Annotated in this window: 25 protein-coding genes; 3 read left to right on the top strand and 22 right to left on the bottom strand. The window is 57.6% G+C overall.

The window, feature by feature from the left end:
* Window positions 1–28: 28 nt before the first annotated feature.
* The 21 genes from C1Y41_RS03075 to yceD all read right to left on the bottom strand — a co-directional run bounded on the left by C1Y41_RS03075 (window position 29) and on the right by yceD (window position 18,014).
* Complete coding sequence (locus C1Y41_RS03075) at window positions 29–571, bottom strand: glycine zipper 2TM domain-containing protein (RefSeq protein WP_039383872.1); 543 nt, start codon at window positions 569–571, stop codon at window positions 29–31.
* Between the two features lie 289 nt (window positions 572–860).
* Window positions 861–2,165 (bottom strand): NAD(P)/FAD-dependent oxidoreductase, encoded by a 1,305-nt coding sequence (locus tag C1Y41_RS03070; protein WP_071668742.1) that lies wholly within the window; start codon window positions 2,163–2,165, stop codon window positions 861–863.
* 243 nt (window positions 2,166–2,408) lie between these two features.
* Window positions 2,409–3,449 (bottom strand): beta-N-acetylhexosaminidase, encoded by a 1,041-nt coding sequence (gene nagZ, locus C1Y41_RS03065; RefSeq protein ID WP_104084777.1) that lies wholly within the window; start codon window positions 3,447–3,449, stop codon window positions 2,409–2,411.
* Between the two features lie 15 nt (window positions 3,450–3,464).
* The gene (gene thiK / locus C1Y41_RS03060) at window positions 3,465–4,286 is read right to left on the bottom strand and encodes a thiamine kinase (RefSeq protein ID WP_104084776.1); all 822 of its coding nucleotides are present in this window, start codon (window positions 4,284–4,286) and stop codon (window positions 3,465–3,467) included.
* On the bottom strand, window positions 4,267–4,866 hold the full coding sequence (gene lpoB / locus C1Y41_RS03055; RefSeq protein WP_071668740.1) for a penicillin-binding protein activator LpoB: 600 nt from the start codon (window positions 4,864–4,866) through the stop codon (window positions 4,267–4,269). Before lpoB ends, thiK begins: the two co-directional genes overlap by 20 nt.
* Before the next feature lie 11 nt (window positions 4,867–4,877).
* Window positions 4,878–5,243, bottom strand: a complete 366-nt coding sequence (locus tag C1Y41_RS03050) for a YcfL family protein (protein ID WP_039383863.1) — start codon at window positions 5,241–5,243, stop codon at window positions 4,878–4,880.
* 17 nt (window positions 5,244–5,260) lie between these two features.
* A complete protein-coding gene (gene hinT, locus C1Y41_RS03045) occupies window positions 5,261–5,611 on the bottom strand; it encodes a purine nucleoside phosphoramidase (RefSeq protein ID WP_039383861.1) in 351 nt (116 codons plus the stop codon).
* Between the two features lie 179 nt (window positions 5,612–5,790).
* Window positions 5,791–7,224: a PTS glucose transporter subunit IIBC gene (gene ptsG / locus C1Y41_RS03040; protein ID WP_039383858.1), complete on the bottom strand. Its 1,434-nt coding sequence runs from the start codon at window positions 7,222–7,224 to the stop codon at window positions 5,791–5,793.
* A 280-nt stretch (window positions 7,225–7,504) separates the two neighbouring features.
* Window positions 7,505–8,296, bottom strand: coding sequence for a metal-dependent hydrolase (locus C1Y41_RS03035; RefSeq protein ID WP_104084775.1), 792 nt, complete (start codon window positions 8,294–8,296; stop codon window positions 7,505–7,507).
* A gap of 15 nt (window positions 8,297–8,311) precedes the next feature.
* Window positions 8,312–9,304: a DNA polymerase III subunit delta' gene (gene holB, locus C1Y41_RS03030; protein ID WP_104084774.1), complete on the bottom strand. Its 993-nt coding sequence runs from the start codon at window positions 9,302–9,304 to the stop codon at window positions 8,312–8,314.
* Complete coding sequence (gene tmk / locus C1Y41_RS03025) at window positions 9,301–9,936, bottom strand: dTMP kinase (protein ID WP_039383850.1); 636 nt, start codon at window positions 9,934–9,936, stop codon at window positions 9,301–9,303. Before tmk ends, holB begins: the two co-directional genes overlap by 4 nt.
* The gene (gene mltG / locus C1Y41_RS03020; RefSeq protein WP_104084773.1) at window positions 9,926–10,945 is read right to left on the bottom strand and encodes an endolytic transglycosylase MltG; all 1,020 of its coding nucleotides are present in this window, start codon (window positions 10,943–10,945) and stop codon (window positions 9,926–9,928) included. Before mltG ends, tmk begins: the two co-directional genes overlap by 11 nt.
* Complete coding sequence (gene pabC / locus C1Y41_RS03015; protein WP_104084772.1) at window positions 10,942–11,754, bottom strand: aminodeoxychorismate lyase; 813 nt, start codon at window positions 11,752–11,754, stop codon at window positions 10,942–10,944. Before pabC ends, mltG begins: the two co-directional genes overlap by 4 nt.
* A gap of 115 nt (window positions 11,755–11,869) precedes the next feature.
* A complete protein-coding gene (gene fabF, locus C1Y41_RS03010; RefSeq protein ID WP_039383844.1) occupies window positions 11,870–13,111 on the bottom strand; it encodes a beta-ketoacyl-ACP synthase II in 1,242 nt (413 codons plus the stop codon).
* Window positions 13,112–13,195: 84 nt separating this feature from the next.
* The gene (gene acpP, locus C1Y41_RS03005) at window positions 13,196–13,432 is read right to left on the bottom strand and encodes an acyl carrier protein (protein ID WP_039383843.1); all 237 of its coding nucleotides are present in this window, start codon (window positions 13,430–13,432) and stop codon (window positions 13,196–13,198) included.
* A gap of 153 nt (window positions 13,433–13,585) precedes the next feature.
* The gene (fabG, locus tag C1Y41_RS03000) at window positions 13,586–14,320 is read right to left on the bottom strand and encodes a 3-oxoacyl-ACP reductase FabG (protein WP_039383840.1); all 735 of its coding nucleotides are present in this window, start codon (window positions 14,318–14,320) and stop codon (window positions 13,586–13,588) included.
* Window positions 14,321–14,330: 10 nt separating this feature from the next.
* Entirely contained in the window at window positions 14,331–15,263 is a 933-nt protein-coding gene (gene fabD / locus C1Y41_RS02995; RefSeq protein WP_071668737.1) for an ACP S-malonyltransferase, read from the bottom strand.
* Window positions 15,264–15,279: 16 nt separating this feature from the next.
* Window positions 15,280–16,233 (bottom strand): beta-ketoacyl-ACP synthase III, encoded by a 954-nt coding sequence (locus C1Y41_RS02990; protein WP_039383834.1) that lies wholly within the window; start codon window positions 16,231–16,233, stop codon window positions 15,280–15,282.
* Window positions 16,234–17,280 carry a phosphate acyltransferase PlsX gene (gene plsX, locus C1Y41_RS02985; protein ID WP_104084771.1) on the bottom strand — a complete coding sequence of 349 codons (1,047 nt, stop codon included), beginning with the start codon at window positions 17,278–17,280 and terminating at the stop codon, window positions 16,234–16,236.
* Between the two features lie 27 nt (window positions 17,281–17,307).
* Window positions 17,308–17,478, bottom strand: a complete 171-nt coding sequence (rpmF, locus tag C1Y41_RS02980) for a 50S ribosomal protein L32 (protein WP_007885783.1) — start codon at window positions 17,476–17,478, stop codon at window positions 17,308–17,310.
* 14 nt (window positions 17,479–17,492) lie between these two features.
* A complete protein-coding gene (gene yceD / locus C1Y41_RS02975) occupies window positions 17,493–18,014 on the bottom strand; it encodes a 23S rRNA accumulation protein YceD (protein ID WP_039383829.1) in 522 nt (173 codons plus the stop codon).
* A 140-nt stretch (window positions 18,015–18,154) separates the two neighbouring features.
* On the opposite strand from yceD, the gene C1Y41_RS02970 reads away from it, so the two are divergent.
* Entirely contained in the window at window positions 18,155–18,739 is a 585-nt protein-coding gene (locus tag C1Y41_RS02970) for a nucleoside triphosphate pyrophosphatase (protein WP_104084770.1), read from the top strand.
* 11 nt (window positions 18,740–18,750) lie between these two features.
* Here the strand turns inward: C1Y41_RS02970 and rluC are convergent, their stop codons facing one another.
* Entirely contained in the window at window positions 18,751–19,707 is a 957-nt protein-coding gene (rluC, locus tag C1Y41_RS02965) for a 23S rRNA pseudouridine(955/2504/2580) synthase RluC (protein ID WP_104084769.1), read from the bottom strand.
* Window positions 19,708–20,006: 299 nt separating this feature from the next.
* Here rluC and C1Y41_RS02960 point away from each other — a divergent pair, with 299 nt between their 5' ends.
* Together C1Y41_RS02960 and rne are read left to right on the top strand one after the other, a co-directional pair.
* Entirely contained in the window at window positions 20,007–20,216 is a 210-nt protein-coding gene (locus C1Y41_RS02960; protein WP_139074200.1) for a hypothetical protein, read from the top strand.
* A gap of 64 nt (window positions 20,217–20,280) precedes the next feature.
* The gene (gene rne, locus C1Y41_RS02955; RefSeq protein ID WP_104084768.1) at window positions 20,281–23,622 is read left to right on the top strand and encodes a ribonuclease E; all 3,342 of its coding nucleotides are present in this window, start codon (window positions 20,281–20,283) and stop codon (window positions 23,620–23,622) included.
* Window positions 23,623–23,734: the final 112 nt, after the last annotated feature.

The following is a 23,734-nucleotide window of genomic DNA, read 5'->3' as shown; positions in this document are numbered from 1 at the left end:
TGGTTTGCTGTGAAATAGCTTTGCCCAATCAGGCCTGATTCGAATTCAGGATGAGCTGACCGTTGCGATCAAGCGGGATGCGGGTGCCAGGGTCATTCTCCATACGGATTTTGCCCTGCTGGTCGCCTATTTTATAGGTCACATCATAACCCAGCATCTTTTCCTGTTTACTGTATACCGTTCTGCAGCGCTGTTCGCTGGTGGTGTAGGTGTCCCGCTCCTGCAGAGCGCCCTGCACCTGATTACCGCCGTAGCCGCCGGCCAGCGCACCCGCTACGGTAGCCACATCGCGACCGCGACCGCCGCCGAACTGATGACCCAGCACGCCGCCCGCGACGGCACCCAGCACCGAACCGGCAATGCGGTTCTCATCCTGTACCGGACGACGGTGCGTCAGCGTAACGTTACGGCACTCCTGACGCGGCTGTTTGATACTCTCTTTAATCGGGGTGGCTGACAGCACCTGAGCAAATTGCGGACCGCGATCAAACACGTTCATGCTGGCGACCGCCGCCACGCCCAGCGCTGCTGCTACGCCGATTCCGATACCCGCAAGCATTGATTTATTCACAGGAATATCCTCCTGACAGTGTTACCGCGCATTCCCGTCGCTACAGGCTGTAGCGGAGGCATAACCGGCGTGCGCGCCGCGCCGTGTTCCTGAAGATAAGTTTTGCAGATGGTCCGGAATTGCAACATCAGATTAATGGAGGAAACGCAGCGTAAGCGCAGCAGGGCCAGCTTTTAGGAGAGTTCCGAGCCGCGGATTCGGGGCGGGTAATGTTGCGGTGAACTGATGATTATCAGCAGCTTATTGCGGGCAAAACGGGAGCGGGCGACACTGTGTCGCCCGCTATTGATTAGTGCAGTTTAAGTCGCGGACGCAGTACGCGGTTCAGACTGCCAACCAGCATCATCAGGCCGGTCTTGAAATATCCATGGAGCGCAATCTGGTGCATACGATACAGAGAGATGTAGACAAAGCGCGCAATGCGCCCTTCCACCATCATTGAGCCGCGCATCAGGTTACCCATCAGACTGCCCACGGTGGTAAAGCGCGACAGCGAAACCAGCGAGCCGTGATCTTTATAAACGTACGCTTTCAGCGGCTTGCCTTTACGCTGTGCGAGGATGTTATCCAGCACCCGTGACGCCATCTGATGCGCCGACTGCGCGCGCGGCGGCACGAAGCCGCCACCTGGCAGCGCACAGGAGGCGCAGTCGCCGAGCGCGTAGATATTTTCATCGCGCGTGGTCTGCAGCGTCTCTTTAACCACCAGCTGGTTAATGCGGTTGGTCTCCAGGCCGCCGATCTCTTTCATAAAGTCAGGCGCTTTGATGCCTGCTGCCCACACCATCAGATCGGCAGCAATATACTCACCCTCTTTGGTGTTAAGCCCTTTCGCATCGGCGCTGGTCACCATGGTCTGCGTCAGAACGCGTACGCCCAGTTTGGTCAGCTCCTGATGGGCCGCCGCAGAGATGCGCGGTGGCAGCGCAGGCAGAATGCGCTCACCCGCTTCCACCAGCGTGACGTTGAGCGCGCTGCTGTCGAGACCTTTGTAGCCGTAGCTGTGCAGCTGCTTCACCGCATTGTAGAGTTCAGCGGAGAGCTCCACGCCGGTGGCGCCGCCGCCAACAATGGCGATATTCACTTTCTGCAATTCGCCTTCGCTGGCGGAAAAACGCAGGAACTGATTCAGCATCTCATTATGGAAGCGACGCGCCTGATGCGGATTGTCGAGGAAGATGCAGTGATCTTTCACGCCCGGCGTACCAAAATCGTTGGACGTACTGCCCAGCGCCACCACCAGACGATCCCACGCCAGCTCACGCTGCGGCACCAGAATCTCACCCTGAGCGTCGCGGATTTCTGCCAGTTCAATGGTTTTGCGGTCGCGGTGGATCTGCGTCAGCGATCCCAGCTGAAACTGAAAGCCGTGGTTACGGGCGTGAGCCAGATAGCTCAGCGCGTCAATGCCCTCATCCATAGAGCCGGTCGCCACCTCATGCAGCAGCGGTTTCCAGAGATGACTGTGGTTGCGGTCAACCAGAATAATCTCCGCTTTTTTGCTGCGCCCCAGCTTATGCCCCAGCTGCGTTGCCAGCTCCAGGCCACCGGCGCCTCCGCCAATAATGACGATCTTTTCCATGGTTGTAGTCAATGCAGACCCCCTCAAAGTTGTAAACCAAAAGTTAATTAATGGTTAAATAAAACCTTAATAAACATAGGGTTGGCGATGTTTAATCGCGCGCTGAGGGCAGAATATCACGCCGGTCTAACCAGATCATAAGGAAATTGATGCAGATCAATCTTTCGCGGGGATTATCAGAATGTTACACGTTTTGTGAATAGCATCACACGACAAACGCCGCATTCCCCCAGGGAACGCGGCGCTTCGCAACGCTTACTGCTGTGCGTTATGCGCCAGCCAACGCGCCTGCAGATTGCTGAGCTGACGCTGATTCTGCCGCCAGCGCGCGCTGCTCTGCAGCTCATCCAGCGTATGCTGCCCGCGATGCCAGAGCCGTGCAATACGTTCTGCCGGACCCGCCTGCAGATTATCCAGCACGCTAATGGCGCCCGACCGCTGGTTGCAGACCAGAATCATATCGCAACCGGCATCCAGCGACTGCTGCGCCCGTTCGGCGTAGCTGCCCATCACGGCGGCGCCCTCCATTGAGAGATCGTCGGAGAAGATCACGCCGTCAAAGGCGAGCTCCTGACGCAGCACTTGCTGCAACCAGTAAGGCGAGCCGCTGGCGGGCAGCGGATCGACCTGGGTGTAGATAACGTGGGCCGGCATCACTGCATCCAGCAGCTGTTCACTGATGAGCTGCTGAAAAATAGCCATATCGTGCTGGCGCAGCGTGGCGGCGTCGCGCGTATCACGCGGTGTCTCTTTATGCGAATCCGCGCTGACCGCGCCGTGGCCGGGAAAATGTTTACCGGTGGTTTTCATACCGGCTTCGCGCATGCCGTTAATAAAGCGCCGCGCGATCTGCAGCGCAATGGCCGGATCGGCATGAAACGCCCGATCGCCGATTGCGGCGCTGATGTGGCCGATATCGAGCACCGGTGCAAAGCTGATATCGATATCGAGCCCGGTGATCTCCGCCGCCATCTGCCAGCCCGCCTGCTGCGCCAGCTCGCCTGCCGCAGTCAAATCGTGCAGGGCAGCAAAGGACTGCATTGCCGGCAGCTGCGTGAAGCCTTCGCGGAAACGCTGCACGCGCCCGCCTTCCTGATCCACCGCCACCACCAGCCGGTTACGGGAAGCGGCGCGGATCTGACGCACCAGCTCGCGGAGCTGAGCAACGTCATGAAAGTTGCGCGTAAACAGAATAAGTCCGCCCACCAGCGGGTGCTGCAATATCTCGCGCTCTTCTGCGTCCAGCGTATAGCCCGCCACGTCCAGCATCAGCGGGCCGGGTGCATTGATTGTCATAGCTCAGTTCCTGAATTAAATATCCTGCCAGCTGGTCTGCGCCAGCTGCTGTAAAGTTGCCTCGCCGCTCTGCTCGGCGCGCAGCTGATACCAGCTCGCCATCAGCAGCTGCAGCCACGGCTGCCAGCGCGCGATCTGACGCGCCAGCACGGCCGCATCCATGTGCGTCCGTGCGGCATACTCTTCTGTCCACGCCGCTGCCTGCGCCGGCGCCCATGCACAGATGGCAGCCAGCTCCAGCGCCACGTCGCCATCGGCTGCATACTCCCAGTCAATCAGCCTCAGCCCGGCTGGCGTCGCGATCACATTGCCCGGATGGACATCCATATGCAGCGGCGCAAGGCGCAGCGGGCGCGGTTCCCCCTGTCGCTGCAGCCGCTGCAGGCGCGCCAGCCAGCGCCAGTGCCGCTGGCGGCAGCGCTGCCAGTAGAGCTGCAACAGCGGCAGCAGCCGCAGGGGATAGCCGGTCAGCGGCTGCCGGTGCAGCGTGCTTACCAGCGCCACTATTGCGCTGCGCTGTGCGTCAAAGGCGGCAGGCGTCAGCGCCTCACCCGGCAGCCAGCGCTGCAGCAGCCACGGGGAGCGCCAGCTGAGCGGCTCCGGCCCCAGGCCGGCGTTACGCAGCTGGCGTAAAATACGGTATTCGCGCTGCCGGTTAACAAAAGGAATCGGCTGCAGAGGCGTGCGCCGGGCCAGCAGCGTCTCCTGCCCGCCCGCAATCTGAAAACTGTTGCCGCTCAGACCCGGCAGCGCGAAAAAATAGCCGGCGGCGGGTGCCGTCGGCCACTGGTGCTGCACCAGGTCAACCAGTGCGGGATCAGGGTTGTGTTGCACCATTACCTGACCAGATGATTTCGCCGGTCTGCACCAGCATCAGCTGCATCTGCAGCGTGGGTGACTTCACCTCGCCTTTCGCATTGCTGTAAAGCACATACTGCGCGTTTACGATGCGCGCCAGTCCAATCGCTTTGCTGCGCGAGTTCAGACTATCTTCCGGTGAGAGGCCCAGCGTCTGGCGAGCCTGATTCAGCTGATCATCAGATACCAGGGTAAACTTGCCGTTGTTCGCCAGCGCGCTCTGAATGGCACTGGTGGCTTTTTCGGTCTGCAGCGCGCCGTTGGTGCTGTTTTTAAGGCGATCGACCAGCAGCACGCTGCCCGGATTCACCCCGGCAGACTGCACCATATTGGCCACCAGCGGTGAGACGCTGGCGCTCCAGTTAATGGTCTTTAGCTTAGGCGGCTGCGGCACATTTTGTGGCGGCGGCACGGGTTGCGGCTCCGGCTGCGGTTCCGGCTGAACCGGGGTCGTCGGCTGCGTCGGTTCGACCGGCGCCGGCGTCTGCTGTTTTACCACACAGCCGGTAAGCATCAGCGCAAACAGTAGCGCGCCAGAACGTTGAACACTGCGGATCACGGGGTTACTCCTTAGAGATAAAGATAAAGCCGCACTTTGCTGGCGGTAAGATTGCCCATTTGCGAAGCCACCATCACGCTGCCGTGTGCGGGAACAGTTTGCGTCTGTGCCGGCTCCTGCGGCTCAATTTCCAGTCCCTTATCGTCATACCAGTAGAAACGATAATGAACCGTAACAGGCGCTTCACGCAGATTCTGCAGCGTGCTGGCCGCCTGCAGCTGACCGTCGCGGCTGGTAAGCTGTGGCTCGTCAGTAATAATCCCCGCTGACAGCACGGATGACTCCATCACCAGCGATTGCGAGGTATTAATCATCGGTTTATCACTACTGCAGCCTGCCAGAGTCAATAATAGCAGGCCGCTCAGCCATCGACGCATATCAGGTCCGCCTGAGGTTAATAAGCAAGCATCGGGCCCAGGGGTTCACCACCCACCAGGTGCATGTGTATATGATAGACCTCCTGACCGCCGTGGCGATTGCAGTTCATGATCAGGCGATAGCCATCTTCAGCAATGCCTTCATCGCGGGCAATTTTCGCCGCCACGGTGATCATCCGCCCGAGCGCATGTTCATGCGCAGGCTTAACGTCGTTCGTCGTGGGGATCAGGACATTAGGGATAATCAGCACGTGAGTGGGCGCTTTGGGTGCAATATCACGAAAGGCGGTGACCAGTTCATCCTGGTAGATAATATCGGCCGGAATTTCACGGCGAATGATTTTACTGAAAATAGTCTCTTCAGCCATGGTGCGGTTCCTTTTTACCTGAGTCAGTCTGGCAGTATGCGCGAGAAAATCCGCTTCTTTCAACCTTCTCCCGGCTTTTCTTCACTGACTGGCTGCTTTTACAGCGTCGCGCAGACAAACAAAAACCCCCTCACGGGAGGGGGTTTTCAGTAACGGTGCACAATCTTACTGCAAAGGCGTTACATGCTGCGGATGTAATCATCCATTTCCGTTTTCAGATTATCTGATTTAGTGCCAAAGATAGCCTGTACACCGGAACCGGCAACCACAACGCCGCGGGCGCCCAGGTTTTTCAGCTCAGCCTGATCAACCTTTGCCACATCGGCCACGCTGACGCGCAGACGGGTAATACAGGCATCCAGATTGGTGATGTTCTCTTTGCCGCCAAAGGCGCTGACCAGCTTGCCCGCCATTTCACTGCCGGTGACGCTGCTCTGCTCAATCGCGGTATCTTCACGACCTGGCGTTTTCAGATTCAGTTTTACAATCAGCACGCGGAAAACGGTGTAGTAAACCAGGCCGTAGATGATGCCAACAATCGGGAACAGCCAGATTTTGCTGCTGTTACCGCTCAGGACGATAAAATCGATCAGGCCGTGCGAGAAGCTGGTACCGTCACGCATACCCAGCAGGATACAGATAGGGAACGCCAGACCTGCCAGAATCGCGTGGATCACGTAGAGGATCGGTGCCACGAACATGAAAGAGAACTCAATCGGTTCGGTAATACCGGTCAGGAACGAGGTCAGCGCGGCAGAGATCATGATACCGCCAACTTTGGCACGGTTCTCAGGCTTCGCCGAATGCCAGATAGCAATAGCAGCAGCCGGCAGACCATACATTTTAAACAGGAAGCCGCCTGAGAGTTTACCGGCAGTCGGGTCTCCCGCCATGTAACGCGGGATATCGCCGTGGAATACCTGGCCGGCCGCATTGGTGAACTCACCAATCTGCATCTGAAAAGGAACGTTCCAGATATGATGCAGGCCGAAAGGCACCAGCGCACGCTCAATCACGCCGTAGATGCCAAAAGCGACAACCGGGTTCTGATACGCAGCCCACTGGGAGAAATCCTGAATTGCCGTACCCACCGGTGGCCAGATAAACGACAGCACAATACCGGTAAAGATAGCGGTCAGACCGGAAATAATCGGAACAAAGCGTTTACCGGCAAAGAAGCCGAGGTACTCCGGCAGCTTGATACGGTAAAAGCGGTTAAACATATAGGCAGCAATCGCACCGGCAATGATCCCGCCCAGTACGCCGGTGTCCGCCAGATGCTTCGCTTCAATCTCTGCGGCTGGCAGATGCAGTACCAGCGGCGCCACGACCGCCAGCGTTTTAACCATAATGCCGTAAGCGACAACCGCCGCCAGTGCTGACACGCCGTCGTTATTGGTAAAGCCCAGCGCCACACCGATCGCAAAAATCAGCGGCATATTGGCGAACACCGATCCGCCCGCCTCGGCCATGACGTGGGAGACCACGGCCGGCAGCCAGCTGAAGTTTGCAGAACCAACACCTAACAAAATACCGGCAATCGGCAGAACCGATACCGGCAACATTAGCGATTTACCTACTTTCTGCAGGTTCGCAAATGCGTTCTTGAACATAGAAGCTCCTGAGTATGAGTGCATAGTTGCGCGATGCGCGTGGCAGCGGGGGAGGTTCCGCAGCCGGGTGACGCTGAGCGTCTTTTGATTTATTACGAAGAGTAAAATAAATGGGGGCGCGTTACTTTGACGGCTATCACGTTTCCTCAATGAGAGCCGGCAGCTTTCAGCACTTTCTGACTGACCTGCCGGATAATAGCGCAATAAAACACTGCCTGCGTCGGGAATAACCTGACGCAGGCAGTTCATTACGGATTAATTACAGCGTTTGAAATAAAGCTCAGGCGCCCAGACGCGTCATAGGAATGTGAAACAGGCGTGAGAAATTCTCCGTAGTCGTCGCGGCCAGGGTCTCGATATTCACCCCTTTCAGCACCGCCATATAATCGGCCACGTCGCGGGTAAATGCAGGCTGGTTCTCTTTACCGCGATGCGGCACCGGCGCGAGATAGGGAGAATCTGTCTCTACCAGCATCCGATCCAGTGGCACAAAGCGCGCGGCATCGCGGATCTGCTCCGCATTACGGAACGTCAGAATACCGGAAAAGGAGATATAAAAGCCGAGATCCAGAAGCTTAGCTGCGGTTGCGCGATCTTCGGTAAAACAGTGCAGCACGCCGCCGCACTTTTCGACCTGCTCTTCACGCAGGATCGCCAGCGTATCGTCACGGGCGTCCCGGGTATGCACGATGATCGGCTTATTCAGCGCAATACCGGTGCGAATATGTTCGCGGAAAGCGGCCTGCTGCTGCGCTTTGGTCTCCTGCTGATAGAAGTAGTCGAGGCCGGTTTCACCCAGCGCTACCACCTGCTCTTCCGCTGCCAGGCGACGAAACTCCGCCACATCCCAGGGTTCATCCTGGTTCAGCGGGTGAACGCCGCAGGCCAGCGCAATATTCTGTCGCTCGCCGACCAGCGCTTTGATGCGATAGTAGTCTGGCAGCGTGGTGGCAATTGCCAGCATAAATTTTACGTCGCGCGCGGCGGCTTTGGCGATAACGTCATCCAGGTCGCGGTGCTGGTTTTCATAGTCAAGGCCATCGAGGTGGCAATGGGAATCAACAATAAACATAATTTTCTCGGATATTTACGGGCTGATGACAGGCGGTGCCAGTAAACGGCTCCACGCCAGCAGCCGGTCGGTCAGAATAAGTTCGCGGTTAAGCGATGCAACGTGCAGCAGCTGTTCGCGACAGGCGAGCCACTGCTGTGCGCTGCTGTTCAGGGCACTGCTGTTCAGCCGCCGGGCCAGCGCGGTCACCACATCAGGCCGATCGCCATTACTCAGCCACGCCGCAGCACCCTGCTGCATTTTCATGGCGTCCACCAGCAGCGAGATAAGCCAGCTGAGGCGATCGGTCACGTCATCACTGTTCAGCGCAGGCAGTAGCTGCAGAATGTCATCATTCAGCACCGCGATCAGCGTATCGCACAGTGCCTGACGCGTCTGCCAGCGCGCGGGCTGCAGCAGCGCCAGCGCTGCGGCGGGCGCACCGCTGCTCAGACGCAGCGCAGCGCGCAGCGCCGCTTCTGGCTGTGTTACTTCACGGCCCAGCCAGGCGAGGCTCTGCGACTCCTCCGGCGGAATTAGCGGCCAGCTGAGACAGCGGCTGCGCAGCGTAGCCAGCAACCGGGAGGACTCACGCACGCTGAGAAAGAACCAGCAGTTTGCGGGTGGCTCCTCCAGCGTTTTCAGCAGCGCATTGGCAGCCGCTTCCGTCAGCTGCGCGGCGTCCGGCAGCCAGACCACTTTCGCACCGCCCTGCTGCGCAAAATGATAGAGCTTTTCCGTGACGTCGCGCACAGCATCCACGCCCAGCGACGCCTTTCCTTTTTCTGCTTCCAGCCGATACCAGTCCGGATGCGTATGCGCCTGCATCAGTTCACAGCCGTGGCACGCGCCGCAGCTTTTAGCGCCTTCCCGCCGCTGACACATCAGCCAGCGGCTAACGCCCCACACCAGCGCGTCATCCCCCATACCTTCAGCTGCCTGCAGCAGCAGCGCATGATGCGCTGCGCCCTCCTGGTGACGGGCAATAATCTGCCGGTAGGGCTGGTTCAGCCACGGATACCAGTTCATGGGCGCTGCCCGGCCAGCCAGCGATGCAGGGCCGCTTTAAGTGACGTTGTCACCTCATCGATAGCCTGCGTTGCATCAACAGTGACGATGCTGGCGTCCGCCTGCGCCAGCGCAAGGTAGCGCGCGCGGGTCCGCTCGAAAAAGCGCAGCGACTCCTGCTCAATGCGGTCCAGCGCGCCGCGCGCACGGGCGCGCTGCAAGCCGATTTCCGGCGTCACATCGAGATAAAGCGTGAGGTCGGGGCGAAAATCGCCCAGCACCGCATCGCGCAGCGTGGTCATCAGCGCGGCATCCATTTCACGGCCACCACCCTGATAAGCCTGCGAGGAGAGATCGTGACGATCGCCCACTACCCACGCGCCGCGCGCCAGCGCCGGCTTGATCACGTTTTCTACCAGCTGCACCCGGGCGGCGTAGAGCATCAGCAGCTCCGCTTTGTCGGTAACCTGTTCACCTTCAATACCCTGCTTTACCAGCACCCGCAGCTGTTCCGCCAGCGGTGTGCCGCCCGGCTCACGGGTAAAGACGATGTCGTGGATACCGTGCTGCTGCAAAACTTCCACCACCGCCTCGCGCGCGGTGGTTTTGCCGGCGCCTTCCAGCCCCTCAATGACAATAAACTTACTCTTCATTTTTTTCCTTCAGCGCCTGACGATAAGCCTGTACCGCCCGGTTATGGCTGGCAAGGTTGGTGGTAAAGGTATGCCCGCCTTTGCCATCCGCAACAAAATAGAGATAGCTGCTCTTTTCCGGATGCGCAGCGGCTTCCAGCGAGGCGCGTCCGGGCATCGCAATCGGTCCCGGCGGCAGGCCGCTGATGCTGTAGGTATTATAGGCGGTCGGCGTGTCGAGATCGCTGCGCGTCAGCGTGCCGTTATAGCGCTCACCCATCCCGTAGATAACGGTGGGATCGGTCTGGAGCTTCATTCCGGTCCGCAGACGATTAATAAATACTGACGCTACCCGCGCGCGCTCCTCGCTTACGCCGGTCTCTTTCTCGATGATTGACGCCATCGTCACCAGATCCCGCGGCGCTTTGTAGGGCAGATTCGCCATGCGCGTCTGCCAGACCTCATCGACCAGCTTGTTCATGCGGAGATGCGCCCGCGTCAGCACCGCCACGTCCGTAGTATTGGCAGTATAGAGATAGGTGTCGGGATAGAAGCTGCCTTCAAGCTGTGCCGCGTCCAGCTTCAGCGCCGCCGCTACGCTGGTAAAGCTGTCGTCCGGCAGCGTATGCTTCAGATAAGGCGCTTTGCGCAGCTCGCTCAGCCACTCGCTGAGGCGTGAGCCCTCGATAAAACGAAGCGGAAACTGCGCCTCTTTACCGCTGGCCAGCAGCTGCAGCAGCTGACGTACGGTCATGCCCTGTTCCAGCCGGTAGGTACCCGCTTTAAACTCCGCCAGCTCCGGCTGCAGCCTGAGCAACGGCCCAAACCAGATAGTGTGCGGAATAATATGCTGGCTCTCCAGCTGCGCTTCCAGCACAACGCGTCCGCTACCCGCCGGCAGCGTATAGAGCGTTTCCTGGTGAATGGTCAGCGGCGTATCTGCCAGGCGCTCTGTCTGCCAGTAGCTAAACGCGGCAGCGGCGGCAGCGATAACTGCCGCGCCCGCAATAATTTTTTTGATTCGACTCATGTTACGTCCATTTTCTGGCAACAGGTAAAAAGTTGCTGGTACAGCGTGCGTTCACTGAAAATAATGTTATCGATTTGCCGCACCGGCAGCACCGGCATCAGTGCATTACAGATCACGACTTCATCAGCGCAAAGTACGCTTTCGCGCGGCGCGCTGATTTCCTGACAAGCCTGGCCGCTGGCCGCCAGCTGCGCCATCAGAAAACGTCGCATAATGCCGTTTACGCCCGCCTGGCCAAGGTGAGGCGTAAAAATCTGGTTGCCGCGGCGCCAGAAGAGATTGGCAGCGCAGCATTCTACCACGCATCCCGCGGTGTCCAGTACCAGCGCCTCATCAGCATCCGTCTCATCAAGGTGGTGGCGAATCATCACCTGCTCCAGCCGGTTGAGATGTTTGATGCCCGCCAGCAGCGGATTGCGCGCCAGCGGCACCGGGCTGGTAATCAGCCTCACCCCCTGCTGCTGCAGCGCGGCGTAATGGTGCGGCCAGGGGGAGAGCGAGAGGATGCGCACCGGGTCCTGACAGCCGCGCCGGCTGTAGCCGCGTCCGCCAGCTCCCGGCGTCAGGATGATCTTCATCACTGCCCGGTCGTGCCCCTGCGCAATGCAACGCATTTCATCTGCCAGCAGCGTCAGGTCGGGCAGCGGCAGCAGAAGCTGCCTGCACCCCTGCTCCAGGCGCTGCAGATGCGCCTCAGCCATCACGACGCTGCCGTTACGCACGGCGGCCGTGGTGAAACAGCCGTCGCCAAACTGGACAGCTCGATCGCTGGCCGGCAGCATTGTTTGCGGGATACCGTTAATCCACACCGCGCGCTCCTCAGGCAGTCAGCCCTGAAATGATCTCACCTGCCCGGACAGTTGTGCTGAAGAGCAGATCAGAAAAAAGGCCCGCATTGCGGGCCTCTGTTCGGCAGAATAGCGATTATACCTTGCGGAAGATCAGCGAGCCGTTGGTGCCGCCAAATCCAAAGGAGTTACATAGTGTATACTCCAGACCGCTAACCTGACGCGCCGTATGCGGCACAAAGTCCAGATCGCAACCCTCATCCGGATTATCCAGATTGATGGTTGGCGGTACAACCTGGTCGCGCAGGGCCAGAACCGAATAGATCGCTTCTACGGCACCGGCAGCACCCAGCAGGTGACCCGTCATCGATTTGGTCGAGCTGACCATAACGCTGTGCGCTGAGGCGCCAAATACGGATTTCACCGCCTGCGCTTCAGCTTTATCACCGGCTGGCGTAGAGGTGCCGTGCGCGTTAACATAGCCGATCTGAGCCGGGTCGAGTCGGGCATCACGCAGCGCGTTGACCATCGCTGCAGCGGCGCCTGAGCCATCTTCCGGCGGTGACGTCATGTGGTAAGCATCGCTGCTCATGCCAAAACCAACGATTTCAGCATAGATTTTCGCACCGCGCTTTTTGGCGTGCTCATACTCTTCCAGAACCACAATACCGGCGCCGTCACCCAGTACAAACCCGTCACGATCTTTATCCCACGGACGGCTGGCCGCCTGCGGATTGTCGTTTCGTGTTGAGAGCGCACGCGCCGCGCCAAAGCCGCCAACGCCCAGAGGCGTACTGGCTTTCTCTGCGCCACCCGCCAGCATCACATCAGCATCATCGTAAGCGATGATACGTGCAGCGTGGCCGATGTTATGAACGCCTGAGGTGCAGGCCGTTGCAATCGAAATACTCGGGCCTTTCAGGCCATACATAATAGTGAGATGACCGGCGACCATATTAACAATGGTAGAAGGTACGAAGAACGGGCTGATTTTGCGCGGGCCGCCTTTAACCAGCGAGCTGTGGTTCTCTTCGATCAGACCCAGTCCGCCAATACCTGAACCAATAGCCGCGCCGATACGTCCGGCATTCTCATCAGTTACGACCAGACCGGAGTCCGCCATAGCCTGAATGCCAGCCGCGATACCATACTGGATGAAATCGTCCATCTTGCGCTGATCTTTCCGCGAGATGTACTCATCACAATTAAAATCTTTCACCAGGCCCGCAAAACGCGTTGCATAAGCACTGGCATCAAAATGGTCGATCAGGGTAATGCCGCTCTGACCGGCAAGGAGAGCACTCCAGGTAGACTCTACGGTATTGCCGACAGGAGACAACATGCCAAGACCGGTCACAACTACACGACGCTTAGACACGTTCGTCCTCCAGGGAGGGAAAAATAACGCTATGTGGGGCAAACATAAAACTCAGGCGGTCATATGACCGCCTGAAGATATTCATTAGCCTTGATGGCTAGTGACGTAATCGATCGCTGCCTGAACGGTAGTGATTTTCTCAGCTTCTTCGTCTGGAATTTCAGTATCAAACTCTTCTTCCAGAGCCATTACCAGCTCAACGGTGTCAAGAGAATCTGCACCCAGGTCTTCAACGAAAGAAGCAGTGTTAACCACTTCGTCTTCTTTAACGCCCAGCTGCTCAGCTACGATTTTCTTAACGCGTTGTTCGATATCGCTCATACTATTTAATTTCCTATCAAAACTCGCTTTCGCGATGGTTTTCGTAGTGTATAAAATGGTGAAAAAGATGCAACAAAATCCCGGCTGGTCGAACCACGATTTTGCGCTATTCTGCGGTGTTTACCGCAAATAATGCAAATGATTTCGTGATTATCAGACCATGTACATGCCGCCATTGACGTGCAGCGTTTCACCTGTGATGTAGGCTGCTTCGTCAGAGGCTAAGAATGCAACAGCATTGGCAATTTCCTGCGGGTCGCCTAAACGGCCTGCAGGCACTTCTGCCAGAATGCCCGAGCGCTGATCTTCATTCAGTGCACGCGTCATGTCCGTCTCAATAAAGCCCGGAGCCACGACGTTTACGGTAATGCCACGTGACGCGACTTCACGCGCCAGTGATTTGCTAAAGCCAATTAAACCCGCCTTTGCTGCAGCGTAGTTAGCCTGGCCCGCGTTACCCATGGTCCCAACTACAGAACCGATGGTAATGATACGGCCCACACGTTTTTTCATCATGGCACGCATGACCGCCTTGGAGAGGCGGAAAACTGATGTCAGGTTGGTATTAAGAATATCATCCCACTCATCATCTTTCATGCGCATCAGCAGATTGTCACGCGTGATGCCTGCATTATTGACTAAAATATCCACTTCGCCAAATTCAGCGCGCACTTTTGCCAGCACGTCATCGATAGAGGCTGCATCCGTCACATTCAGCGCCAGGCCTTTGCCGTTGTCGCCAAGATAGGCGCTGATGGCTTCAGCTCCGCTTTCGCTGGTTGCTGTGCCGATAACTTTTGCGCCGCGCGCCGCCAGTGTCTCTGCAATGGCCCGGCCAATACCGCGGCTTGCGCCCGTTACCAGCGCAACTTTACCTTCAAAATTCATGATTTTCCTCTTATTCCTGAGAGAGAGCCGCAGAAAGCGACGCAGGATCGTTCACGGCAGTAGCCGTCAGGTTATCAGCAATCCGTTTGGTCAGACCGGTCAGGACTTTGCCCGGACCCATCTCCAGCAGCTGAGTCACACCCTGTTCTGCAATAAATTGTACTGATTCGGTCCAGCGTACCGGGCTATAAAGCTGACGTACCAGCGCGTTGCGGATAGCCGCAGCATCGTTTTCGCATTTGACATCAACATTATTCACTACCGGCACATCTGGCGCATTAAAGGCGATCTCTTCAAGCGCAACAGCAAGCTTAACTGCAGCAGGCTTCATCAGCGCACAGTGCGATGGCACGCTGACCGGCAGTGGCAGCGCACGTTTCGCGCCGGCCGCTTTACAGGCAGCGCCAGCACGCTCAACGGCGTCTTTGTTACCGGCAATCACCACCTGGCCTGGCGAGTTGAAATTCACCGGCGAGACCACTTCACCCTGCGCACTCTCTTCACAGGCTTTACGAATCGCCTCATCATCGAGACCGATAATTGCCTGCATAGCTCCCGTCCCTTCCGGAACCGCCTCCTGCATCAGCTTGCCGCGCAGTTCTACCAGCTTAATGGCATCTGCAAACGCCAGCACGCCTGCGCAAACCAGCGCCGAGTACTCACCCAGGCTGTGGCCTGCCAGCAGCACCGGCTGAGCGCCCTGTTTCTGCTGCCAGACGCGATAGATAGCGACTGAAGCTGCCAGCAAAGCGGGCTGCGTCTGCCAGGTTTTGTTCAGCTCTTCAGCCGGCCCCTGCTGAACCAGCTGCCACAGATCGTAGCCCAGCGCATCAGATGCTTCGCGAAACGTCGCTTCAACCTGAGGGTTGTCAGCAGCGAGTTCAGCCAGCATGCCAACGGTCTGAGATCCCTGTCCCGGGAAAACAAAAGCTAATTGCGTCATCTGTCCTTCCTGTCAATCAAAAGCGTACCAGCGCAGAACCCCAGGTAAAACCACCACCAAAGGCTTCCAGCAAAATCAGTTGTCCCGGCTTGATGCGGCCATCACGCACTGCTTCATCCAGCGCGCTCGGCACCGAAGCCGCAGAGGTGTTTCCGTGACGATCGAGCGTGACCACAACTTTGTCCAGGCCCATGCCGAGTTTACGGGCAGTTGCGCTGATAATGCGCAGATTTGCCTGATGCGGCACCAGCCAGTCGAGCGCGCTGCGATCGAGATTATTCGCCTGCAGCGTCTCATCAACGATATGCGCCAGCTCGGTTACCGCAACTTTAAAGACTTCATTACCCGCCATGGTCAGGTAGGCAGGTTCATCCTGACGCGCGCGATCCTGATAAGGCAGGGTCAGCAGCTGGCCATAGCGGCCATCGGCATGCAGATGGGTCGAGAGTATACCCGGCTCGCTGCTCTGGCCCAGTACCACGGCGCCCGCGCCGTCGCCAAACAGAATAATTGTCCCGCGATCGCTGGGATCAAGCGTACGCGCCAGGACATCAGCACCAATCACCAGCGCGTGTTTAACCGCCCCGTTTTTAATATATTGATCGGCAACGCTCAGCGCATAGGTAAAGCCGGCACAGGCGGCGCCAAGATCGAAGGCTGCGCAGTCGTTTATCTCCAGCATCTGCTGAATCATGCATGCGGAGCTGGGGAACGCGTGGCTGGATGAAGTTGTGGCGACGATAATCAGACCAATGTCGCTGGCGGCAACGCCGGCCATTTCCAGCGCGCGCTGTGCGGCGTTAAAGCCCATGCTGGCAACCGTTTCATCCGGTGCAGCAATACGGCGCTCGCGAATGCCGGTACGGGTGACAATCCACTCGTCTGAGGTTTCCACCATTTTTTCCAGATCGGCATTGGTGCGGATCTGTTCAGGCAGATAGCTGCCTGTTCCGATAATTTTGGTATACATCTACGCTTTGTCACTCCTGGCTAATACAGCGTCAAGGCGCGCGGCAATTCTTTCGGGAACTTGCTTACGCACCGCCTGCTCTGCCTGTTCTATCGCCACAGCGAATGCCTGAATATTGGCCGCGCCGTGGCTTTTGATCACTGTTCCGCGCAATCCTAACAGACAAGCGCCGTTATACTGGTCGGGGTTTAGATGACCGAAACGCCTGATCATACGCTTTTTCAGCCAGCGTCCCAGCAGTTTCAGCCACCAGGTCCCTTTACCTTTATTACCTTCGCCTGACGATTTCAGCAGCGACAGAAACAGCCGCACCACACCTTCCATCGTTTTCAGCGTTACATTACCGGCAAAGCCATCGCACACCAGCACATCTGTTTTGCCGGTCAGCAGCTCGTTACCTTCAAGATAACCAATATAGTTGATCTGAGGGCTTGCCCGCAGAACCGCAGATGCGGCGCGAATCGACTCAAGCCCTTTGGTCTCTTCCTGACCAATATTGAGCAGCGCAACGCGCGGTTGCCGGATCTCCAGCACCTCTTCCGCCATGACAGCTCCCATGATGGCAAACTGCACCAGCATATCGCTGTCAGAGTCGACGTTAGCCCCCAGATCAAGAATGACCGTTTTGCCCTGCTGCTGATGGGGCAGAACGGTCATCAGTGCCGGACGTGCAATGCCGTCCAGCGGTTTTAACAGGAGTTTAGCCAGCCCCATCAGCGCACCGGTATTACCGGCACTGATACAGGCCTGCGCCTTACCGGCCACAACCAGATCCAGCGCCACGCGCATAGAACTGCCACGGCTCTGACGGATGGCCTGCGAAGGCTTCGCATCACTTGCAATAACCGATTCGGCAGGGATAACCTGCACACGCCTCAAAAGTGAGGAATCCGCTTTGGCAAGAAATGACGAGATTGTGTCGGGATCGCCGACCAGAAGAAGAACCAGCTGCGAATGAGAGGCCAGTGCCTGCAAGGCTGCAGGCACTGTCACGCAGGGACCGAAGTCCCCGCCCATGGCATCAACTGCCAGGGTCAAACGTGTCAAGGTATCGCCTTGCGTAACCGCAAAGAATTACTTGGTGATAACCTTGCGACCGCGGTAGTAACCATCCGCAGTGATATGGTGACGCAGATGAGTTTCGCCAGAAACTTTATCTACTGACAGAGCGGCAGTGGTCAGGGCATCGTGCGAACGACGCATGCCACGCTTGGAACGGGTTGGTTTATTCTGTTGTACGGCCATGGACCTTACTCCTATTACTTACGCTTTAAACTGGCTAATACGGCAAATGGATTTGGTTTTTCTGCCTCTTCAGGCAGCTTACCAAAGACCATGTCCGCGTCGGACACTTCACAGTGTTCAGAATCATGCACCGGAACCACCGGCAGTGCGAGGATGAGCTCATCTTCTATCACTGCCAGCAGGTCGATCTCACCAAAATCGTTGACATCAACCGGCTCGTAGGCTTCCGGTAGTGCCTCAGCCTGGTCGTCAGAAGAGACCGGACTAAAGCAATAGCTTACGTGTACAGCTTGCGGAAATGGCTGGTTGCAGCGTTGACACATTAACGTCACCTGCACATCCGCCGTTCCTTGCAGAACCGCGAGGCGCTGGTTGTCAACCGCAAACGACATGGTACATTCCACATCACTGTCCACACTCACGACCGTTTCGGCCAGACGCGCCACCAATTCAGGTGCATAAACACCATGATAATCCAGGCGTTTTTGCGCGGCGCGGACCGGATCGAGCGTCAGGGGTAATTTTACCTTTTGCATAGGGCGCGCATATTAACTTTGTAACGTCTTAGAGTCAAAGAAAAAGGCCGTTTTACGGCATCTTTCACCTGCTATTCGCATCCAGTGCGGCGCATAGTTTAAAATGCCCGTCATGTTTACGCTATCTATTCTGTAAAAAAATGATGATGCCACTGGTTTTAGCCTCAACCTCCCCGTTTCGTCAGGCGCTGCTCAGCAAGCTTGGCGTACCGTTTGTGACTGCTGCGCCTGACTGCGATGAGATCCCGCAGCCCGAAGAGAGTGCGCCTGAACTGGTGCAGCGCCTGGCGCTGGCCAAAGCGCAGGCGCTGGCTGCGCAGTTTCCGGATCGCTGGATTATCGGCTCCGACCAGGTGTGCGTACTGGAGGGCGCTATCGCCGGCAAGCCGCACACCCGCGAAAACGCCTGCCGCCAGCTGGCTCAGGCGAGCGGAAAAGCGATTGTGTTTTATACCGGGCTGGCGCTGCTGCAGCCCGCCAGCCGGCAGCAGTTTGTGCTGTATGAGCCCTTTACAGTGCACTTCCGCACGCTGAGCAGTCAGGAGATAGCGTGCTACGTTGAGCTGGAGCAGCCGCTGGCGTGCGCCGGCAGCTTTAAAAGCGAAGGACTTGGCATTTGTCTGTTCGACAGGCTGGAGGGGCGCGACCCGAATACGCTGGTCGGGCTGCCGCTGATTGCACTTAATCAGCTGCTGATTAAGGCCGGCATCAACCCGCTGGGCTGATGCCGGTATCGTCAGCTTTTTTTCTGCCGCAGTCTGGTCAGGCAGTGTCTGAGTGCCGCATCCAGCGGCGCCTCCATGCGTAATGTTTCGCCGGTGGCAGGATGCGTAAACGTCAGCGCTGCCGCGTGCAGAAACAGGCGCGATAACCCCGTGCCAGCCAGCTGACGATCAAATTCGCGATCGCCATAGCGATCGTCAAAGGCGATCGGATGGCCACCATGCAGGGTATGCACGCGGATCTGATGCGTGCGGCCGGTCACCGGGCTGGCTTTAACCAGCGTCGCCAGCCCAAAACGCTCTTCTACTTTGAACCGGGTTTCTGAAGGCTTGCCTTCTGCGCTGACGCGCACTACCCGCTCTCCGCTCTGCAGAATGTTTTTCAGCAGCGGAGCCTGCACCACTTTCAGATGAGAAGGCCAGTCGCCGCGTACCAGCGCCAGATAATCTTTCTGCATCCCCTTTTCACGCAGCTGCTCATGCAATGAGCGCAGCGCCGAACGCTTCTTAGCCACCAGCAATACGCCTGAGGTGTCGCGATCCAGCCGGTGTACCAGCTCCAGAAAACGCGCCTCCGGACGCAGTGCCCGCAGCCCTTCAATAACCCCAAAGCTCAGGCCGCTGCCGCCGTGTACTGCCGTACCGGACGGCTTATTCAGCACCAGCAGATGATCGTCCTCATACAGAATGGCATCCGCTAACGCCGCGACTTTATCAAGCTTTGGCGACACGGCCTGCTCTTCCCGCTCTGCGACCCGCACCGGTGGTACGCGGACTTCATCGCCATCCTCAAGCTTATATTCAGGCTTCACGCGTTTTTTATTTACCCGCACTTCGCCTTTCCGCAGAATGCGATAAATCATGCTCTTTGGCACCCCTTTGAGCTGGGTGCGCAAAAAGTTGTCTATACGTTGTCCGGCATTTTCAGCCGTGATGGCGACAAAATGTACGCCAGGATTCTCTGTTTTCATGCCGGCGATTCTAAATAGTGTCCCCTGATAGCGCCACCCCTTTTTCTGTGCTTAACTCTCTCAGGTTTCAGGCTTCTGACCGCTCAAAACGGTGGCTTTTTCGGCAAACTGCCGATTAGCCCCGCAAATGAACAGGTTAAGAGCCTACAAACTTCACAGCTCGACAAAAGTCGCCTTGCTATATGCGGGTGAGCAGTGGAATAATGCTGCTGTTTCTGCACCAGAAAGATTCGGGCAGAAAAAGAGCGAAATTAAGGTAATTTGCCGGATAAAACGAGCACGCTGCAATGGCGTAAGACGTGATGCTTTATCAGGCACTTAGCGGGCTGCGGGTTGCGGCCTGGACAACAGACTGGGATGTGTGGATTTTCAAAAATTTTGTATTATTTCCACCTTCAGGCGCTGGTTTTCCTTATGAAAAGCAGGCCACCGACAAGATTTGCGCCCCTTTAGCCGCCGACAACCGTGAGGTTGACGTCAGTGCATGCAGACACGGGGCCATCGGTTGATTCTCGTCCAGGGTAACGATGCCCGCAGCTTTATCACTCATGTGAGAATAACGAGTAAGTCACGATGAAAAGAATGTTAATTAACGCAACTCAGCAGGAGGAGTTGCGCGTTGCCCTTGTTGACGGTCAGCGTCTGTACGATCTGGATATCGAAAGCCCCGGACACGAGCAGAAAAAAGCCAATATCTACAAAGGTAAAATCACCCGCGTTGAACCCAGCCTTGAAGCGGCATTTGTCGATTATGGCGCTGAGCGTCACGGTTTCCTCCCTCTGAAAGAAATCTCCCGCGAATACTTCCCAGCTAACTACAACGCGCACGGCCGTCCTAACATCAAAGATGTGCTGCGTGAAGGCCAGGAAGTGATCGTTCAGATTGATAAAGAAGAGCGCGGTAATAAAGGCGCTGCACTTACTACCTTTATCTCTCTCGCAGGCAGCTACCTGGTTCTGATGCCTAACAACCCGCGCGCCGGAGGCATCTCCCGCCGGATTGAAGGCGATGACCGCACTGAACTGAAAGAGGCACTTTCCGCGCTGGAATTGCCGGAAGGCATGGGCCTGATTGTACGCACCGCAGGCGTGGGAAAATCAGCTGAGTCGCTGCAGTGGGATCTGAGCTTCCGTCTCAAGCACTGGGAAGCGATCAAAAAAGCGGCAGAGAGCCGTCCTGCACCCTTCCTGATCCATCAGGAAAGCAACGTCATTGTGCGCGCTTTCCGCGACTACCTGCGTCAGGACATTGGTGAAATTCTTATCGATAATCCTAAAGTGCTGGAGCTGGCGCGTCAGCATATCGCTGCGCTGGGCCGCCCTGACTTTAGCAGCAAGATCAAACTCTACACCGGTGAAATTCCGCTGTTCAGCCACTACCAGATTGAGTCGCAGATCGAGTCCGCCTTCCAGCGTGAAGTCCGTCTGCCTTCTGGCGGCTCAATTGTTATCGACAGCACCGAAGCGTTAACCGCGATCGATATCAACTCCGCTCGTGCAACCCGCGGCGGCGACATCGAAGAAACGGCCTTCAATACTAACCTTGAAGCAGCCGATGAGATTGCCCGCCAGCTGCGCCTGCGCGACCTCGGTGGCCTGATCGTTATCGACTTTATCGATATGACGCCGGTCCGTCATCAGCGCGCCGTAGAGAACCGGCTGCGCGAAGCGGTACGTCAGGATCGTGCACGCATTCAGATTAGCCATATCTCCCGTTTTGGTCTGCTGGAGATGTCGCGTCAGCGTCTCAGCCCGTCACTGGGTGAGTCGAGCCATCACGTCTGCCCGCGCTGTAGCGGTACGGGTACCATCCGCGATAACGAATCACTGTCACTCTCTATTCTGCGTCTGATTGAAGAAGAAGCGCTGAAAGATAACACCAAAGAAGTACACGCTATTGTGCCGGTGCCGGTTGCCTCCTACCTGCTGAACGAAAAACGTGAAGCGGTGAGTGCGATCGAGAAGCGTCAGGGTGGCGTACGCGCCATTATCGTGCCTAACGATCAAATGGAAACGCCGCACTACTCCGTGCTGCGCGTGCGCAAAGGTGAAGAGACACAAACGCTCTCTTATCATCTGCCGAAGCTGCACGAAGCTGAAATGGCGCTGCCATCAGAAGAGGATCACGCCGAGCGCCGTCGTCCGGAACAGCCTGCACTGGCCGCCTTTGTGATGCCAGATGCCCCGCCTGCACCGGTTGAAGTCACTGCCGAAAAACCTGCAGCGAAAAGCGAGCCAACCGCACAGGCTACAGCGCGTCCTGCGGCTGCGGCTGCCACCGTCAGTACGGGTCTTGTGGGTCGCCTGCTTAACGGTCTGAAAAAGCTGTTTGCAGGTGATACTCCGGCAGCAGCCCCGGCGGAAGCACAGCCTCAGCAGGCGAGTAAGCCGGCAGAAGAAGAGAGCAGCACGCAGCAGCGTGGTGAACGCCGTAACCGTCGCAACAATAATCGTCGCGATCGCACGCCGCGTAATGGCGAGCAGGCTCAGAACCGTGAGCCGCGTGAAGCGCGCGAGCCACGGGAAGCCCGTGAGCCCCGTGAAGCGCGCGAGCCGCGTGAAGCCCGTGAGCCACGTGAAAATCGTGAACCGCGTGACAATCAGGAGAATCGTCGCAACAAGCGTCCGAACGAGCCGCGTGCCGAGCGCCCGGTCCTGACTGAAGAGCAGCAGCAGCAGCGCGATGAACAGCAGCAGCAACGTCGCGAACAGCGTGCCGAGCGTCAGCGTCGTCGTCAGGAAGAGAAGCGTGCTCAGCAGCAGGAAGAGAAAGCCGTTGAGTCCGTTACAACCGAAGAGATCCCTGCAGTTGACGCAGCGGTACAGGAAGAAGAGCGCGTTCAGGTCATGCCACGTCGCAAGCCGCGTCAGCTGACTCAGCGTATCCGCAGTGGCGAGGTTATGGAAGCATCACCAGCCGCAGCGCAGCCAGAGGCAGCAGCGGAGATTGCACCGCCGGTTAACACCGCTGAGCAGCCGGAAATGAGTGATGAGCAGGATGATAACGAGAACCGTGAAGGCGCGAACATGCCACGCCGTTCACGTCGTTCTCCGCGTCATCTGCGCGTCAGTGGTCAGCGCCGCCGTCGCTATCGCGATGAGCGCTATCCGCTGCAGTCGCCGATGCCGCTTGAAGCTGCAGCCGCCTCGCCAGAGATGGCATCAGGTAAAGTCTGGGTTTCCTATCCGGTTACGCAGACGCACGAGCAGTTCACCTCTCAGGCGCCGCTGAACGAAATGACCGAATATGGTTATCAGGATGCAGCAGACGCGCTGCCGGTGGCTGCCGAAGCCGCCTCAGCGGGCGTGCCGCAGCCTGAAACGTCAGAGGTTGTACATCAGGCTGAACCGCAGGCGCACACCGAAGTGCCAGTGGTAAACACCGATGACCTGACGCCTGTTGCCGCGCCGGTTGATCATGAGCCTGCCGTTATCTCTGCCGCCGATGAAGCGGTGGCGCAGGAGACGGCTGCGGAAGCCGAGCCTGCGATCGTAACTGAGAACGTGTCAGAAGAAGCGCCACAGCCTGCTGTGCAGGATGCTGTACAGCCAACTGTGACCGAAGCCGCTGCCGCAGCAGAACAGGCACCGGCGGATGTGACTCCTGCTGTTGAAACGCAGGTTGAAAAGGTGCTGTCAGCGCCAGTCGCGGCGGAAGCCCCTGCTGCGCCAGTGGCTGAACCTCATGCGCCGGTTCCGGCACGCGATGTGTCAGTTGAGCAGTCAGAGCCACGCTTTAAGCTGCACGCCACGGCACCAATGACCCGCGCGCCAGCACCGGCCTGGGAACCAGAGCCGGCACGTCACAGCGACTGGGTACGTCCGCCGTTCAGCTTTGAAGGCCGCGGCTCTGCCGGTGGTCACAGCGCGACGCATCAGGCTACCGCACCGGCAACCCGTCCGGACAGCGTGTAACTCTGCGCGGATAAAAAAACAAAACCCCGGCTGGTCCGGGGTTTTTTATTGCCTGCTGTTTACCGGGAGCGGCCTGAACCGCAGCCAAAAAAAACCCACCGCCCGCGAAGGC

Source organism: Pantoea sp. ICBG 1758, assembly GCF_002928325.1.
GTDB lineage: Bacteria > Pseudomonadota > Gammaproteobacteria > Enterobacterales > Enterobacteriaceae > Pantoea > Pantoea eucrina.
Note: the sequence above shows the minus strand (reverse complement) of the source record. Positions and strands in the feature narration are given on the sequence as shown.